The sequence below is a fragment of the Enterobacter cloacae complex sp. P12RS genome, assembly GCF_014895875.1.
Classification (GTDB): Bacteria; Pseudomonadota; Gammaproteobacteria; order Enterobacterales; family Enterobacteriaceae; genus Enterobacter; species Enterobacter bugandensis.
The window spans coordinates 16,665-32,501 of record NZ_JADBQO010000008.1; the positions used below are offsets into that span (position 1 = coordinate 16,665).

Sequence of the window (15,837 nt, forward strand, 5' to 3'; positions counted from 1 at the left end):
CCTCTTTCGATCTGGCGACCCGAGAGCCGCTAGATCATGACGTAATTACTGGCCACTTAATACCCTCGCCGGATCAATTCGGCTTGCGCGACGCGCCGGATACCAGCTTGCCAGCAGACTCAGTAAAAGTGCTGTAACCAGCACATAAAAAACGTCCAGCCAGTGCAGTTCAGACGGCAGGAAGTCAATAAAATAGATGTCACCGGACAGGAACTGGTGACCAATAAGCTTTTCAATGCCGTTGATAATCGGCGTCAGCTGCAGAGAAACCACCACGCCAATCACCACGCCGCAAAGGCTGCCGAACAGCCCTGCCAGCAAACCGTACCAGACAAAGATGGCGCGAATAAGACCGTCTTTTGCCCCAAGGGTACGCAACACGGCGATGTCGCCGCTCTTGTCCTTAACCGCCATTACCAGCGTCGAGACGATATTAAAGCACGCCACGCCTATCACCAGCACCATCGCCAGATACATGATCGCACGGATCATCTGGATATCACGGTACATATAGCCGTAAGTGCCGATCCAGCTTTTGATGTAGACATAGTTATTGGTCACGCTGCCGGCATCACGCACCAGTTTGTTGGCGTTAAAGACGTCGTTCACCTTAATGGCAATGCCCGTCACGCTGTCGCCCATGTCGAGATACTGGCGCGCATCTTCCAGCGGAACCATCGCAAAGCTATGGTCAAGCTGGCCGCTCAGCTGAAGAATACCGGTGACGTGCAGGCGCACGCGTTTTGGCTGCTGCAGTTTGTGATCGGCGCTGGCATTCGGGATCATGATTGACACCCAGTCGCCCTGCTTCACCTTCAGGGCATCGGCAACGCCTTTACCCATAATGATCTGCTGCTCGCCGGCCTTAAAGTTCGCCCACGCGCCGTTCTGCACATATTTCGGCAGCGCGCTGAGCCGCTCCTCCTGGGCCGGATTCACCCCTTTCACCTGAATGGCGCGCAGGTTTACCCCGCTCTCCACCAGCCCGGTAAAGTTAATGTATGGCGCGGCCGCGGCAATGCCCGGCACTTTTTCCACTTTGGCGAGCGCATCGCTCCAGTTGGCCCACGGCTGGTTAACCGGCTCGATCTCCCCGTGCGGCACCACCGCCAGAATGCGGTTATTCAGTTCGCGCTCAAAGCCGTTCATGGCGCTTAAGCCGACAATCAGGACCGCCACGCCCAGCGCAATACCGATGGTGGAGATCACGGAGATCAGCGACACCATACCGCCGCGACGGCGGCCGCGGCTAAAGCGTAACCCGATGAGTAACGATAACGGTGACGCCATTACTCTGCCCCCATCAGGGTCAGTTCCGCATTCAGATGGCCGTCGCGCATCTCAAGCTGGCGACCCATGCGTTTTGCCAGCTGCAGGTCGTGAGTCACCACCAGAAACGCGGTTCCCTGCGAGGCGTTCAGCTCGCCGAGAAGCTGGAAGATACTGTCCGCATTGCGCGCGTCCAGGTTACCGGTCGGTTCATCCGCCAGCACCAGACGCGGGTTGTTGACCAGCGCGCGGGCAATCGCCACGCGCTGGCGCTCGCCGCCGGACAGCTCCGACGGGCGGTGATTTCCCCGGTGGCCCAGCCCTACCGCTTTCAGCATATCGCTGGCGCGGGCGTTAATCTCTGCCGGTTTCTTTTTGCCAATCAGCAGCGGCATCGCCACGTTTTCCAGCGCCGTGAAATCCGGCAGCAGGTGGTGGAACTGGTAGATAAAGCCCAGCTCGCGGTTACGCAGCTCGGCCTTCGCCGCAGAGGACATTTTACTCATCGGCTGACCGGAGAAGATCACGTCGCCGTTGGTTGGCGTGTCCAGCCCGCCCAGCAGGTGCAGCAGAGTACTTTTGCCCGAGCCGGAGCTGCCGACAATCGCCATCATCTCGCACTCGCCCACGCTGAAGCTCACATTGTGCAGCACGTCAGTCTGCACAGTGCCTTCCTGATAGCGTTTGGACAGGTTGTCGCATTGCAACAGGATCTTATTCATAACGTAAAGCCTCAGCGGGTTGAGTGGCGGCAGCGCGCCAGGAAGGGTAAAGCGTAGAAAGCAGCGCAATGGCCATCGCGGCCAGCGCAATTCCGACCACCTGCAGCGGCTCGATAGCCACCGGTAGCGCCGCGCCGTCAAGGAGCGCGCCGATGATCGGCATTAACTTATTAAGCTGGCTGGCAAGCAGCGCGCCGAGCACGGCGCCCAACAGCGCGCCGATAATGCCTGCACTGGCCCCCTGCACCATAAAGACCGCCATGATCTGGCGCGGCGTCAGACCCTGGGTTTGCAGGATAGCGACTTCGCCCTGCTTCTCCATCACCATCAGGCCCAGCGAGGTGATGATGTTAAATGCAGCCACGGCGACGATCAGGCTCAGCAGCAGCCCCATCATGTTTTTTTCCATGCGCACGGCCTGGAACAGCTCGCCTTTACGCTCGCGCCAGTCCTGCCATTTGGTACCGTCCGGCAGTTTTTGCTGGCTGAGGGTATCGACCTTCAGGGGCTGATCGAGCCACAGGCGCCAGCCGGTGATATTTCCCGCCGGGTAACGCATCAGGCGTGACGCATCCTGAATGTTCACCAGCATCTGATAGCCGTCAACTTCGCTGTTGGCGGCAAAAGTACCAATCACGTTAAACAGGCGCTGGCTCGGCAGGCGACCCATTGGCGTAAACTGGCTGGCGGACGGCACCATCACGCGCAGCTGATCGCCGCGGTTGACGCCAAGCTGTCCGGCAAGCTGCTCACCCAGAATCACGTTGTATTTTCCGGCTTCCAGATCGGTTTGCTTCACGTTAACCAGGAACGGCGTCAGCGGGTCTTTTTGCGCCGGGTCAATCCCCAGCATCACGCCGACCGCCACGCTGCGGGCGCTTTGCAGCACCACATCGCCAGTGGTTAAGGGCGCAACGCGCGTGACACCCTGTAACTTCGCCGCGCTTTCCGGCAGCTGTTGCGGGTTAACGGAACCGTTATTCGATGAGAGAACGGCCTGCGGCATCAGCCCCAGGATGTTGTTTTGCAGCTCGCGCTCGAAGCCATTCATGACGGAAAGCACCGTCACCAGAGCCATCACGCCGAGCGTAATGCCAATAGTCGAAAGCCAGGAGACAAAGCGACCGAAGCGGTCCGCGGCGCGCCCACGCATGTAACGTAAGCCTATGAAGAGTGCGACAGGTTGATACATGAAGTCCGTCTGTTTGCTGATAGCAGACCCACGAGTATATAAGCGAATCCGTTAAGGGTAAATGACTGAAACCGTAAGCTTTGGTAATCATTTTTCCGAAAAATTCAGATAAATCAGGGTACTAATGTCTGAAACCGCGCCTCGCAACCTCCACCTTTTCCGAAAAACCTCCTGATACAGACTGTTACCCATTACATCACGGTTTCGTTTAACAACAATTGCTCGTTCGTCTATGGCAATAAGGTAGTTGCGAACAATGAAGCAAAAAGCATTATGGATAAACCAGATAAAAGGGCTGTGCATCTGTCTGGTGGTGATTTACCACTCGGTCATCACCTTTTATCCTCATCTCAGCGGGCTACAGCATCCGCTCTCCGGTCTCCTCGCCAAATGCTGGGTCTATTTTAACCTCTATCTCGCCCCGTTCCGGATGCCGGTTTTCTTCTTTATCTCCGGCTATCTGATCCGTCGTTATATTGATGAGGTAGACTGGCGCACCAGCCTCGACAAGCGGATCTGGAGTATTGTCTGGGTGCTGGCGCTGTGGGGTATTCTGCAATGGCAGGCGCTGACCCACCTGAACGCCTGGCTGGCGCCCGATCGCGAGCTTGCCACCTCGTCGAACGCGGCCTACGCCGATTCCCTGGCAGGATTTGTGCGGGGCATGCTCACCGCCAGCACCAGCCTGTGGTATCTGTATGCTCTGGTGGTCTACTTCACGCTGTGTAAACTTCTGAGCCGCTGGAAGCTGCCGGTACTCGGACTGCTTGCGCTGGCGAGCATCGCGATCAACTTCCTGCCGCTGCCGTGGTGGGGAATGAACAGCGTGGTACGCAACATGATCTACTACAGCCTGGGGGCGTGGTATGGCGCCGAGCTGATGGCGTGGATGAAAAGTTTCAACCTGCGCCGCACCTGGCTGGCTACTGGCGCTTTCGCGGCCGTCTCCGTGGTGCTGTGGTTTGCTAACGTTCCTCTCCTGCTTTCTCTGCTGTCGATCGTGTTGATCATGAAGCTGTTCTACAGCCTTGAGCAGCGTTATGCCGTACATCCCAACAACCTGCTGAACGTGATTGGCTCAAACACCATTGCGATCTATACCACCCACCGCATCTTAATTGAGGCCTTCAGCCTGATCCTGATTGGCGAGATGAATGCCGCTTACTGGCCGGTCTGGGCAGAGCTGTGCTTAATTCTGATCTACCCGTTTGCCAGCCTGCTTATCTGTACCCTTGCCGGGCTCGGGGTGCGTAAAATTTCCACCGCGCTGTTCGGGGACCTTTTCTTCTCTCCTCCGTCTGCGCGGAGCCTGTCACCTGCCACCCGTTAATGCCCTCTCCGCCCCCGTTTTGGGGGCGTTTAGCCCTGCCGTGCGGTTACAATTTGCTTATGTAAAACGATCGAGGATAATAAAGACATTGCGTATCAGTGATATGCCCCAATACTGTTGGTATATCCATAAGAGACTCTGACATAGCCATGCCTGAACACTATCGTTATTCCTTGCCCGTCAAAGCGGGCGACCAGCGCCAGTTGGGTGAACTCACGGGCGCGGCCTGCGCCACGCTGGTGGCAGAAATCGCTGAGCGGCACCCTGGCCCGGTGGTGCTGGTTGCCCCGGATATGCAAAACGCCCTGCGCCTGCACGATGAAATCCGCCAGTTCACCGATAGCCTGGTGTTCAGCCTGGCCGACTGGGAAACGCTGCCGTATGACAGTTTCTCCCCGCATCAGGAGATCATCTCCTCGCGCCTGTCGACGCTATATCAACTCCCGACCATGCAGCGCGGCGTGCTGATTGTGCCGGTGAATACCCTGATGCAGCGCGTCTGCCCGCACAGCTATCTGCACGGCCACGCGCTGGTGATGAAAAAAGGCCAGCGCCTGTCTCGCGACACCCTGCGAGACCAGCTTGACGGTGCCGGATATCGCCATGTCGATCAGGTCATGGAGCACGGGGAATATGCCACCCGCGGCGCGCTGCTCGACCTTTACCCGATGGGCAGCGACCAGCCGTATCGTCTGGATTTCTTTGATGATGAAATCGACAGCCTGCGCGTGTTCGATGCCGACACCCAGCGCACGCTGGAAGAGGTGGAATCCATCAATTTACTGCCTGCCCACGAGTTCCCGACGGACAAAACCGCCATCGAGCTGTTCCGCAGCCAGTGGCGCGACAGGTTCGACGTAAAGCGCGATGCAGAACATATCTATCAGCAGGTCAGCAAAGGTACGCTCCCGGCCGGAATCGAATACTGGCAGCCGCTGTTCTTCAGCGAGCCGCTGCCCGCCCTGTTCAGCTACTTCCCGGCGAATACGCTGATTGTGAACACCGGCGATATCGACGCCAGCGCCAGCCGCTTTGAAAGCGAAACCCGCGCACGCTTCGAAAACCGGGGCGTTGACCCGATGCGTCCGCTCCTGCCACCGGAAGCGCTGTGGCTGCGCACCGACGAACTCAACGCCGAGCTGAAGCGCTGGCCGCGCATGCAGCTGAAAACCGATTCGCTTGCCGATAAGGCCGCCAACACCAACCTCGCCTTCCGCACGCTGCCGGAGCTGGCCGTTCAAGCGCAGCAGAAATCCCCGCTGGATAATCTGCGCAAGTTCCTGGAATCCTTTACCGGGCCGGTGGTGTTCTCCGTTGAGAGTGAAGGCCGCCGCGAGGCGCTCGGTGAGCTGCTGGGACGCATTAAGGTGGCGCCGAAGCGCATTCTTCGCCTGAGCGAAGCAACCGGAAACGGTCGTTACCTGATGATTGGCGCCGCCGAGCACGGGTTCATTGACACGCTCAACAACCTGGCGCTGATTTGCGAAAGCGACCTGCTGGGCGAGCGCGTCGCGCGCCGCCGTCAGGACAGCCGTCGGACCATCAACCCGGACACGCTGATCCGCAACCTGGCCGAGCTGCATCCAGGCCAGCCGATTGTTCACCTGGAGCACGGCGTTGGCCGCTATCAGGGGATGACCACGCTGGAAGCGGGCGGTATCAAAGGTGAGTACCTGATGCTGACCTACGCCAACGACGCCAAACTCTATGTACCGGTCTCGTCGCTGCACCTGATCAGCAGCTATGCGGGCGGCGCGGAGGAAAATGCGCCGCTGCACAAGCTGGGCGGCGACGCCTGGGCGCGTGCACGCCAGAAAGCGGCGGAAAAAGTGCGCGACGTGGCGGCCGAACTGCTGGATATCTACGCCCAGCGCGCGGCCAAAGAGGGCTTCGCCTTTAAGCACGACAAAGAACAGTACCAGCTGTTCTGCGACAGCTTCCCGTTTGAAACTACGCCGGATCAGGCCCAGGCGATCAATGCCGTGCTGAGCGACATGTGCCAGCCGCTGGCAATGGACCGCTTAGTCTGCGGCGACGTCGGCTTCGGTAAAACCGAAGTGGCGATGCGCGCCGCCTTCCTTGCGGTTGAAAACAACAAGCAGGTGGCGGTGCTGGTGCCAACCACCCTGCTCGCTCAGCAGCACTTCGACAACTTCCGCGACCGCTTCGCCAACTGGCCGGTACGCATCGAAATGCTGTCGCGTTTTCGCAGCACCAAAGAGCAGACGCAGATCCTGGAGCAGGCAAGCGAAGGCAAGATCGATATTCTGATCGGCACCCACAAGCTGCTGCAAAGCGACGTGAAGTGGAAAGATTTGGGGCTGCTGATCGTCGACGAAGAGCACCGCTTCGGGGTGCGACATAAAGAGCGCATCAAAGCGATGCGCGCCGACGTCGATATCCTGACCCTGACCGCGACGCCGATCCCGCGAACCCTGAACATGGCGATGAGCGGCATGCGCGATCTGTCGATTATCGCCACGCCGCCGGCGCGTCGTCTGGCGGTAAAAACCTTTGTCCGCGAGTACGACAATCTGGTGGTGCGTGAGGCCATTCTGCGTGAGGTGCTGCGCGGGGGTCAGGTCTATTACCTGTATAACGATGTCGAAAATATCCAGAAAGCCGCCGACAGGCTGGCGGAACTGGTACCGGAAGCGCGTGTTGCCATCGGTCACGGACAGATGCGCGAACGCGAGCTGGAGCGGGTGATGAACGACTTCCACCACCAGCGCTTTAACGTGCTGGTGTGTACCACCATCATCGAAACCGGGATCGACATTCCAACGGCGAACACGATTATCATCGAACGCGCGGATCACTTCGGCCTGGCCCAGCTTCACCAGCTGCGCGGCCGCGTCGGGCGTTCGCACCATCAGGCCTACGCCTGGCTGCTGACGCCGCATCCGAAAGCGATGACCACCGACGCGCAAAAGCGCCTGGAAGCCATCGCCTCGCTGGAAGACCTCGGCGCAGGCTTCGCGCTGGCCACGCACGACCTGGAGATCCGCGGTGCGGGTGAACTGCTGGGTGAGGACCAGAGCGGCTCCATGGAGACCATCGGCTTCTCGCTCTATATGGAGCTGCTGGAAAACGCGGTGGACGCTCTGAAGGCCGGGCGCGAGCCGTCTCTGGAAGATTTGACCAGCCAGCAAACCGAGGTCGAGCTGCGAATGCCTTCCCTGCTGCCGGATGATTTCATTCCGGACGTGAATACCCGACTGTCGTTCTACAAGCGCATCGCCAGCGCGAAGACGGAAAACGAGCTGGAAGAAATTAAGGTTGAGCTGATTGACCGCTTCGGCCTGCTGCCAGATGCTGCGCGTAACCTGCTGGATATCGCGCGCCTGCGCCAGCAGGCGCAGAAGCTGGGCATTCGCAAGCTTGAGGGCAACGAAAAAGGCGGCGTCATTGAATTTGCCGAGAAGAACCACGTCAACCCGATGTGGCTGATCGGCCTGCTGCAAAAACAGCCGCAGCATTTCCGTCTTGATGGCCCGACGCGACTGAAATTTACCCAGGAGCTGACGGAGCGCAAAACGCGCATGGACTGGGTGCGTAACTTTATGCGTCAGCTGGAAGAGAACGCTGTCGCGTAACTCGCTCTTCCCCCCGTTAGCGCAGTGCTGGCGGGGGGACAATTTACAAACTCTTTGCACTTCACCCGATCTTCCCGACACACCCATTCGCCATAATTATCTTTAACCCCTTATAAAACAATAACCTTATCATTTACATGGATTATGGTGATGATGACCTCTTCGCGTTTTACCCGCTGGATAACCCTGTTTGCGCTGGCAGCCACCGTCGCGGTTGCGCTTCCTGCGCGGGCAAACACCTGGCCCCTTCCCCCGCCCGGCAGCAAGGTGGTGGGCGAAAACCGCTTTCATGTGGTTGAAAACAATGGTGGCTCACTGGAAGCGATAGCCAAAAAATATAACGTCGGTTTTCTGGCCCTGCTGCAGGCGAACCCCGGCGTCGATCCGTACGTCCCGCGCGCGGGCAGCGTACTGACCATTCCGTTACAGACTATCCTGCCGGATGCCCCGCGCGAGGGGATCGTGATCAACCTGGCGGAGTTGCGTTTGTACTATTACCCGCCGGGTAAAAATGAGGTTACCGTCTACCCTATCGGTATTGGTCAACTGGGCGGCGATACGCTGACACCGACGATGGTCACCACCGTCTCGGATAAACGCGCCAACCCAACCTGGACGCCGACGGCCAACATTCGCGCCCGCTATAAGGCCCAGGGCATAGATCTTCCTGCCGTGGTTCCGGCAGGCCCGGATAACCCGATGGGTCATCACGCGATCCGCCTTGCCGCATACGGCGGCGTTTACCTGCTGCACGGTACGAACGCGGATTTTGGCATCGGCATGCGCGTCAGCTCCGGCTGCATTCGTCTGCGCGATGACGATATCAAAACGCTGTTTAACGTCGTTACGCCGGGAACGAAGGTGAATATTATCAATACGCCGATTAAGGTCTCTGAAGAGCCAGGCGGCGTGCGGCTGGTTGAGATTCACCAGCCGCTATCAAAAAATATCGGCGATGATCCCCAGACGTTACCCATTAACCTGAATGCCACGATGGTGAGCTTCAAAACGAATGCGGATACCGATAGCCTGGTGATGGAGCGCGCTATGGAAGCGCGGTCAGGCATGCCGACCGATGTCACCCGGCATCACGATGTTATCCAGCAGTCCATGTAAGACGGAAAGTAAAACGCCCTGCTAAGCAGGGCGTTTTTTATTGCAGTGGCATAAATGAGGGTTTATGCCCGGCTTATTTGTAGATAACGGCGGTGCCGTGCAGGGTGTTAGGACCGGTCACAGAGGTGATGCGGTAAGATTTTGCACCCATTGCTTCCGCTTTTTGTGCCAGCTGATCTTCCAGAGAGCCCAGGTTAGTCCCGGCAGACGCAGAGATCGTCCCGACTTTATGCTGATCGGCTGGCGTAGATTGTACCTGTACAGCAGCAAAGCTTGCGAAAGAGAGTGAACTCAGTACAGCAGCAGCGATGAGGGTTTTGACGTTTTTCATAATGTTTACCTTTGGCAGATGAATTTTTTGGTCGTTAGCTATTTAGTTAACGATCGATAGGTAAATAATAAATGTGATCCAGCTCACGCGTCAACACATTTTTATAACGAGCATTAATTAAATTTTAAAATTGTTATTTTTCATACATATATGATTAATTTATTTTTAAGCATTCTGCACTGGTGGTGGGTTGCGTTTATTTTTATAATGGTCATTCAACAAACCAACAGAGGACCAACGGCAAATGACAACCGACGTCACGAGTTGTGTGAAGAAAAGCCGTGGCCGACCAAAAGTGTTCGACAGGGATGCAGCGCTTGATAAGGCCATGACTCTCTTCTGGCAACATGGGTATGAAGCGACCTCGCTTTCCGATCTGGTAGAAGCCACCGGAGCTAAAGCGCCGACGCTTTATGCTGAATTTACCAATAAAGAGGGGCTGTTCAGGGCGGTGCTGGACAGGTACATTTCGCGCTTTGCGGCGAAACACGAAGCCCAGCTATTTTGTGAAGAGAAAAGCGTTGAACAGGCGCTACGGGATTACTTTACCGCCGTTGCCACCTGCTTCACCAGTAAAGAGACGCCCGCGGGCTGCTTTATGATTAACACCTCTGCCACCCTGGCGGCAGCATCAAAAGAGATCGCCAATACGGTGAAATCGCGTCATGCGATGCAGGAGGAGACGCTCAGCGCATTTCTGGCTCAGCGCCAGCAGCGCGGTGAAATTCCCGCACACTGCCAGCCTCAGATGCTGGCGCAATACCTGAGCTGTATTTTACAGGGAATGTCGATCAGCGCCCGTGAAGGGGCGACGCGGGAAAAACTGCAGAACATTTCCGACACCACGCTGCGCCTGTGGCCTGAACTGCTCAAAATCTGACGCAAAAAAAAAGCTCCTCAGCCTGAGCGCTTGAGGAGCTAAGTTCAGAGAACATCTTTTTTACGCTTTGTTATTCAGTACCAGCTGGCCGTTTCCATCCAGTGGAATTTGGGTGCCCGGGTCTTTATCCATGCGGATTTTGCCCTGCTGATCGCCAATTTTGTAGGTCACGTCATAGCCCAGCATTTTTTCCGACTTGTCATAGACGGTTTTACAGCGCTGCTGGGTCGTGGTGTAAGTATCGTTATCCTGCATTGCGCCCTGCACCTGGTTACCGGCATAGCCGCCACCCAGCGCGCCGACCACGGTCGCGACATCTTTACCCCGGCCACCGCCAAACTGGTGACCAATCACCCCACCCGCTACCGCACCCAGAACAGAGCCGGCAATACGGTTTTCATCCTGTACCGGACGACGGTGGGTTACGGAGACGTTACGGCACTCCTGACGTGGGGTTTTTACGGTTTCTTTAATAGGCGTTGCAGAAACCACCTGCGCATACTGCGGGCCGCGATCTAAAACGTTGAGACTGGCAACAGCAGCCACACCTAACGCAGCTGCGACGCCGATCCCTATACCCGCCAACATTGATTTATTCACGGGACTTCCTCCTTTGTTGCTATTGGTAACAATTCTGCTATGAAGGCGCGGCTTCGCCAATAAGACAAAGGATCAAAAAGTGGACATTGGGTGGGGATATATCGTGTTTAGGAGAACTCTTAAGCACCTAATCCACGACGAACAGCATGATATGCTAAAAAATCCCTCCGGAGGGCCCGGAGGGAGTGAAAGATTAGTGCAGCTTCAGACGCGGACGAATGACGCGGTTGATTCTGCCCACCAGCATCATCAGGCCCGTTTTAAAGTAACCGTGCAGCGCGATCTGGTGCATACGGTACAGGGAGATATACACGAAGCGTGCAATGCGCCCTTCCACCATCATCGAGCCACGCATCAGGTTACCCATCAGGCTACCGACGGTAGAGAAGTTTGACAGCGATACCAGAGAACCGTGGTCTTTATAGACATACGCCTTCATTGGCTTGCCTTTGTACTGCGCCAGGATGTTGTGCAGCACCAGGCTTGCCATCTGGTGCGCGGCCTGAGCGCGCGGCGGCACGAAGCCCCCTTCAGGACGCGCGCAGGAGGCACAGTCACCAATAGCGAAGATTTCAGGGTCGCGCGTGGTTTGCAGCGTCGGCTCGGTGACCAGCTGGTTAATGCGGTTCGTCTCCAGACCACCGATATCTTTCATAAAGTCAGGCGCTTTGATACCTGCCGCCCAGACCATCAGATCCGCTTTGATGTACTCGCCGTCTTTGGTGTGCAGTCCACCTTCATCAGCGCTGGTCACCATGGTCTGCGTCAGGACGCGCACGCCCAGTTTCGTCAGTTCATTGTGCGCTGCGCCTGAAATGCGCGGAGGCAGCGCAGGCAGAATACGCTCACCCGCTTCAACCAGCGTCACGTTCAGCGCTTCGTTAGTTAACCCTTTGTAACCGTAGCTGTGCAGCTGTTTAACCGCATTGTGTAGCTCTGCGGACAGCTCAACGCCTGTCGCGCCGCCGCCGACAATGGCAATGTTAACCTTGCCATTCGCACCCAGATTGCTGGTGTACTTCAGGAACAGGTTCAGCATTTCCTGATGGAAACGACGCGCCTGGTGCGGGTTATCGAGGAAGATACAGTGCTCTTTAACGCCCGGCGTGTTGAAGTCGTTGGAGGTACTGCCGAGCGCCATCACCAGCGTGTCATACGCCAGCTTGCGCTCGGGGACCAGCAGCTCGCCTTTTTCATCACGCAGCTCGGCCAGGGTAATGGTTTTGCTCTCACGGTTGATGTCAACCACCGAGCCCAGCTGGAACTGGAAATGATGGTTGCGCGCGTGCGCCAGATAGCTCAGCGCGTCCACGCCCTCATCCAGTGAGCCGGTCGCCACTTCGTGCAGCAGCGGTTTCCACAGGTGGCTGTGGTTACGATCCACCAGCGTGATTTTGGCTTTTTTACCGCGCCCCAGCTTCTTGCCTAACTGTGTGGCCAGCTCCAGCCCGCCAGCACCACCGCCTACAATCACTATCTTTTTCAATGGCGTAGTCAACGTGACCCCCTCAAATTATTAACCAATTGTTAATTAAAAGTTATGAAAATAACCCTTAATTAACAACAGGTTACAGCACTGAAACCATTCAGGTGCATTGAGAATAACACGTCAGGCGCATTGGTCATACCAAAATTGATATGCATCAAGTTTTGATGGCTTAAAAGTAGACAATTCTGGACAAAAAGAAACCCGGTGCGCATTCGCGACCGGGTTTCTGAAGTGGCAGGCTGTGGTTTAGCCCAGCGTTTTAAAGGCTTTGATGCGCTGGAGGTGCGGGGAGATGTTCTTGAACTTGTGGGTCTGCTCTTCGTCCCAGACGATCTCGTAATAGTGATGCAGCAGCTCTGCGGCCCGATGGCTGTTCAGTGCTTCATCATTACGCGAGAGGATCACCAGACAGCGATCGCGGTTTTTCTCACGGAAGTTGCTCACGCACTTGGTCGCAATATCGACATACTCTTCCGGGCGGTCAATTTTGCCTTCCATGTTCTCATTCGGGAAAAGGTTAGGATTGAAGACCACCTGGCGGATGTCGCACAGGAAGCCAATCCGCTCCGCCCAATAGCCGCCCAGCCCCACGCCGCAAATCAACGGGCGATCGTCGACGTTAAGCTGCAGCATCTTGTCCACCTCTTTGAGCAGATGCTGCATATCATGCTTCGGATGGCGCGTACTGTAGCTAATCAGCCGTACATCGGGATCGATAAACTGCAGCTGTAGCACCTTCTCATGATTACCAGGACTGTTTGAGTCAAAACCGTGTAAATAGATGATCATTGTCTTCTCACCACGCTACGCCTTCCGGGAGGGTTTACAGGCTGGCTTTATGTGCCTGCCAGCGCTCATTCAGGTCTTCAAGCCGGGCGTTGACCGACTTCCAGCGCGCCAAATCCATCAGCTCCTGACGGCTAAATGAACCTTTATGATACAAATGCGTAACACGCTCTGCATTGATCGGTGACAGGTTATCCAACACGCTAACGGCACCTTTACGATTATTGCAGACCAGGATCATATCGCAACCTGCATCCAGCGAGGCCTGACCGCGCTCAGCATAGCTGCCCATGATTGCCGCCCCTTCCATCGACAGATCGTCGGAGAAAATCACGCCGTTGAAACCCAGCTCATGGCGCAGAACGGTTTTCAGCCAGTGCGGGGAGCCGCTGGCAGGACGCGGATCCACATCGCTGTAAATCACGTGCGCGGGCATAATGGCGTCCAGCTTGTTATCGGTGATAAGCGAGCGGAACACCGACATATCTTTGGCGCGAATTTCCGCTTCCGGACGCGGGTCGCGCGGGGTCTCTTTGTGGGAATCCGCCGTCACCGCCCCGTGGCCCGGGAAGTGTTTCCCGGTGGTTTTCATTCCCGCATCGTGCATCCCGTCGATAAACCGGGTCGCCATTGCCAGCGCAATACGCGGATCTTCATGGTAGGAGCGCTCGCCAATCGCGGCGCTGATATGGCCCACGTCCAGCACCGGGGCAAAGCTGATGTCGATATCCATGGCAATCATTTCGCTGGCCATCAGCCAGCCGGCTTCCTGCGCCAGTTTCCCACCCTCTTCCGTGCCGAGCAGCGCGGCGAAAGACTGGGCTGCCGGCAGGCGGGTAAAACCGTCGCGAAAACGCTGCACGCGGCCGCCTTCCTGATCGACGGCCACCACCAGATGATTGCGCGACGCGGCGCGGATCTGGCGCACCAGTTCACGCAGTTGCGCCGGATCGTGATAGTTGCGGGTAAACAGGATCAGGCCGCCCACCAGCGGATGCGCCAGAATTTCACGCTCCTCCGCATCCAGCTCAAACCCTTCTACATCCAACATGACTGGACCCACACTCACCTCTCTTATCCTTTCGTTTGTAACTGGCGCCAGGCATCGTCTGCCAGCGCAATAAAGTGTTTATCTCGGGACTGCTGCAAACGCATCTCAAACCAGCCCGCCATCAGCATGATGACCCAGGGCCGCCAGCGTCTCACCTGGCGTGCCAGCGCATCGGCGTTAAAGTGCGCAACGCTGGCATACTCTCTGATGAGTTTCTGCCGCCCGGCTTCACTTTCCGTCCAGACCGCGGCCAGCTCCAGCGCCACATCGCCGTCTCCGGCATATTCCCAGTCGATAAGCCTGGCGCCCTGTGGCGTATGCACGATGTTCCCGGCGTGCACATCCATATGTAACGGCGAGAGCCGAATCGGTTGCGGCTCGCCCGCTTTACGCAGCCGTTTGAGATGCGCAAGCCACACTGGGGTACGTCTTGCTGGAGAGGCTTGTTGCCAGTAGTTTTCCAGCAGTGGAAGTAAGGCGATTCGCCACCCCAGACGCTGTTGCTGGTGCAGATGATACAGCATCGCCGCAAGCGCTGGGTTGTCCGGCAGCGCGCTTTTCACCTCCCCCTCCAGATAGTCGACGGCCATCCAGCCCTTGCTGAAAAATCGGGGTTCAGGCACGAGATCCGACGGAAGGCGTTTGAGGGCACGAAACTGACGGCGAAACTGGAAAGCCGGGGCGAAGGGATCGTGGTTCTGCCGCAAGACCAGACGGTGCGCGCCCCGCGCTATAATGCAACTCGCGCCGCTAAGCCCTGAGTGGGCCTGCGGCGCGATAAGGCGGTACTGTGGAAAATAACGCGTCAGAATCTCTTCACGCGTGGTGTTATTGTTGCGTAACCGCACCTTTACCTGACCAGATAATTTCGCCTGTCTGAACCAGCATCAGCTGCATCTGCAGGGCTGGGGTATTCACGTTACCGGTCGCATTAGAGTACAGCACATACTGGGCGCCAACGTTGCGGGCAATGCCAATCGCCTTGCTGCGGGTACCGAGGCTATCCTGCGGCGACAGGCCCAGCTGCTGTTTGGCTAACGCGAGCTGCTGAGCAGAGACCAGCGTAAACTTACCGTTGTTTGCCAGGGCATTGCGCAGCGTTTCTGTCGCTTCGCCCGCGTTCAGCGAACCGTTGGTACGGTTGTTCACGCTATCGACCAGCAGCACGCTGCCTGCCGTCACGCCCTGAGCCTGCAGCATTTTACCGACCATCGGCTGCATCGCACCGTTCCAGTCGTAATGGCGCACGCGCGGCGCAGGTTGTGACGTCTGGTCCTGATGTTCAATCGGGCCAGGCTGTGACGGAATAGACGGTACAGACGGCACGGTTGGCTGGGTCTGCGTTGGCGGTGTCGGCTGCTCGGTACCCGGCTTTGCCTCTTCCACAGGTGCTGGCTGTTCTGTACGGGTCACACACCCTGCGAGGAACAGTGCGAATGCGGTCACGAGCGCATAACGGCTCATATTTTTAATCA

General features: G+C 57.0%; 14 protein-coding genes. 4 read left to right on the forward strand and 10 right to left on the reverse strand.

What is annotated here, in order from left to right; genetic code table 11:
- Positions 1–45: 45 nt before the first annotated feature.
- Genes lolE through lolC form a run of 3 tightly spaced genes read right to left on the reverse strand, consistent with a single transcriptional unit; the run spans position 46 to position 3,183 of the window.
- Complete coding sequence (gene lolE / locus IM284_RS05700) at positions 46–1,290, reverse strand: lipoprotein-releasing ABC transporter permease subunit LolE (RefSeq protein ID WP_047368298.1); 1,245 nt, start codon at positions 1,288–1,290, stop codon at positions 46–48.
- A complete protein-coding gene (gene lolD, locus IM284_RS05705; RefSeq protein ID WP_047368297.1) occupies positions 1,290–1,991 on the reverse strand; it encodes a lipoprotein-releasing ABC transporter ATP-binding protein LolD in 702 nt (233 codons plus the stop codon). Before lolD ends, lolE begins: the two co-directional genes overlap by 1 nt.
- Positions 1,984–3,183 carry a lipoprotein-releasing ABC transporter permease subunit LolC gene (lolC, locus tag IM284_RS05710; protein WP_193055749.1) on the reverse strand — a complete coding sequence of 400 codons (1,200 nt, stop codon included), beginning with the start codon at positions 3,181–3,183 and terminating at the stop codon, positions 1,984–1,986. Before lolC ends, lolD begins: the two co-directional genes overlap by 8 nt.
- Positions 3,184–3,439: 256 nt before the next feature.
- Here lolC and IM284_RS05715 point away from each other — a divergent pair, with 256 nt between their 5' ends.
- The 3 genes from IM284_RS05715 (at position 3,440) to IM284_RS05725 (ending at position 9,225) form a co-directional block, all read left to right on the forward strand.
- Positions 3,440–4,513 carry an acyltransferase family protein gene (locus IM284_RS05715; RefSeq protein ID WP_047368296.1) on the forward strand — a complete coding sequence of 358 codons (1,074 nt, stop codon included), beginning with the start codon at positions 3,440–3,442 and terminating at the stop codon, positions 4,511–4,513.
- 149 nt (positions 4,514–4,662) lie between these two features.
- Entirely contained in the window at positions 4,663–8,109 is a 3,447-nt protein-coding gene (mfd, locus tag IM284_RS05720; RefSeq protein ID WP_047368295.1) for a transcription-repair coupling factor, read from the forward strand.
- A gap of 150 nt (positions 8,110–8,259) precedes the next feature.
- A complete protein-coding gene (locus IM284_RS05725; protein ID WP_047368294.1) occupies positions 8,260–9,225 on the forward strand; it encodes a L,D-transpeptidase family protein in 966 nt (321 codons plus the stop codon).
- 73 nt (positions 9,226–9,298) lie between these two features.
- On the opposite strand, the gene bhsA is transcribed toward IM284_RS05725, so the two are convergent.
- Positions 9,299–9,556 (reverse strand): multiple stress resistance protein BhsA, encoded by a 258-nt coding sequence (bhsA, locus tag IM284_RS05730; RefSeq protein ID WP_023332711.1) that lies wholly within the window; start codon positions 9,554–9,556, stop codon positions 9,299–9,301.
- A 244-nt stretch (positions 9,557–9,800) separates the two neighbouring features.
- Between bhsA and comR the strand changes: the two genes are divergently transcribed.
- On the forward strand, positions 9,801–10,436 hold the full coding sequence (gene comR, locus IM284_RS05735; RefSeq protein WP_193055750.1) for a TetR family copper-responsive transcriptional repressor ComR: 636 nt from the start codon (positions 9,801–9,803) through the stop codon (positions 10,434–10,436).
- 60 nt (positions 10,437–10,496) lie between these two features.
- On the opposite strand, the gene IM284_RS05740 is transcribed toward comR, so the two are convergent.
- The 6 genes from IM284_RS05740 to lpoB all read right to left on the reverse strand — a co-directional run bounded on the left by IM284_RS05740 (position 10,497) and on the right by lpoB (position 15,835).
- The gene (locus IM284_RS05740) at positions 10,497–11,036 is read right to left on the reverse strand and encodes a glycine zipper 2TM domain-containing protein (RefSeq protein ID WP_028012731.1); all 540 of its coding nucleotides are present in this window, start codon (positions 11,034–11,036) and stop codon (positions 10,497–10,499) included.
- A 193-nt stretch (positions 11,037–11,229) separates the two neighbouring features.
- Complete coding sequence (locus tag IM284_RS05745; RefSeq protein ID WP_028012730.1) at positions 11,230–12,534, reverse strand: NAD(P)/FAD-dependent oxidoreductase; 1,305 nt, start codon at positions 12,532–12,534, stop codon at positions 11,230–11,232.
- A 237-nt stretch (positions 12,535–12,771) separates the two neighbouring features.
- Positions 12,772–13,314, reverse strand: coding sequence for an alpha/beta hydrolase YcfP (gene ycfP / locus IM284_RS05750; RefSeq protein ID WP_008500781.1), 543 nt, complete (start codon positions 13,312–13,314; stop codon positions 12,772–12,774).
- 34 nt (positions 13,315–13,348) lie between these two features.
- On the reverse strand, positions 13,349–14,374 hold the full coding sequence (gene nagZ / locus IM284_RS05755; protein WP_047368742.1) for a beta-N-acetylhexosaminidase: 1,026 nt from the start codon (positions 14,372–14,374) through the stop codon (positions 13,349–13,351).
- Positions 14,375–14,385: 11 nt separating this feature from the next.
- Complete coding sequence (thiK, locus tag IM284_RS05760) at positions 14,386–15,210, reverse strand: thiamine kinase (RefSeq protein ID WP_047368293.1); 825 nt, start codon at positions 15,208–15,210, stop codon at positions 14,386–14,388.
- On the reverse strand, positions 15,191–15,835 hold the full coding sequence (gene lpoB, locus IM284_RS05765) for a penicillin-binding protein activator LpoB (RefSeq protein ID WP_088205017.1): 645 nt from the start codon (positions 15,833–15,835) through the stop codon (positions 15,191–15,193). Before lpoB ends, thiK begins: the two co-directional genes overlap by 20 nt.
- Positions 15,836–15,837: the final 2 nt, after the last annotated feature.

Bases quoted from the DNA above. Each gene is read 5' to 3' on its own strand.
- IM284_RS05715 (WP_047368296.1), top strand. From the start codon at position 3,440: ATGAAGCAAAAAGCATTATGGATAAACCAGATAAAAGGGCTGTGCATC.
- lolE (WP_047368298.1), bottom strand. From the start codon at position 1,290: ATGGCGTCACCGTTATCGTTACTCATCGGGTTACGCTTTAGCCGCGGC.
- lolC (WP_193055749.1), bottom strand. From the start codon at position 3,183: ATGTATCAACCTGTCGCACTCTTCATAGGCTTACGTTACATGCGTGGG.
- lolD (WP_047368297.1), bottom strand. From the start codon at position 1,991: ATGAATAAGATCCTGTTGCAATGCGACAACCTGTCCAAACGCTATCAG.
- comR (WP_193055750.1), top strand. From the start codon at position 9,801: ATGACAACCGACGTCACGAGTTGTGTGAAGAAAAGCCGTGGCCGACCA.
- bhsA (WP_023332711.1), bottom strand. From the start codon at position 9,556: ATGAAAAACGTCAAAACCCTCATCGCTGCTGCTGTACTGAGTTCACTC.
- ycfP (WP_008500781.1), bottom strand. From the start codon at position 13,314: ATGATCATCTATTTACACGGTTTTGACTCAAACAGTCCTGGTAATCAT.
- mfd (WP_047368295.1), top strand. From the start codon at position 4,663: ATGCCTGAACACTATCGTTATTCCTTGCCCGTCAAAGCGGGCGACCAG.
- IM284_RS05725 (WP_047368294.1), top strand. From the start codon at position 8,260: ATGATGACCTCTTCGCGTTTTACCCGCTGGATAACCCTGTTTGCGCTG.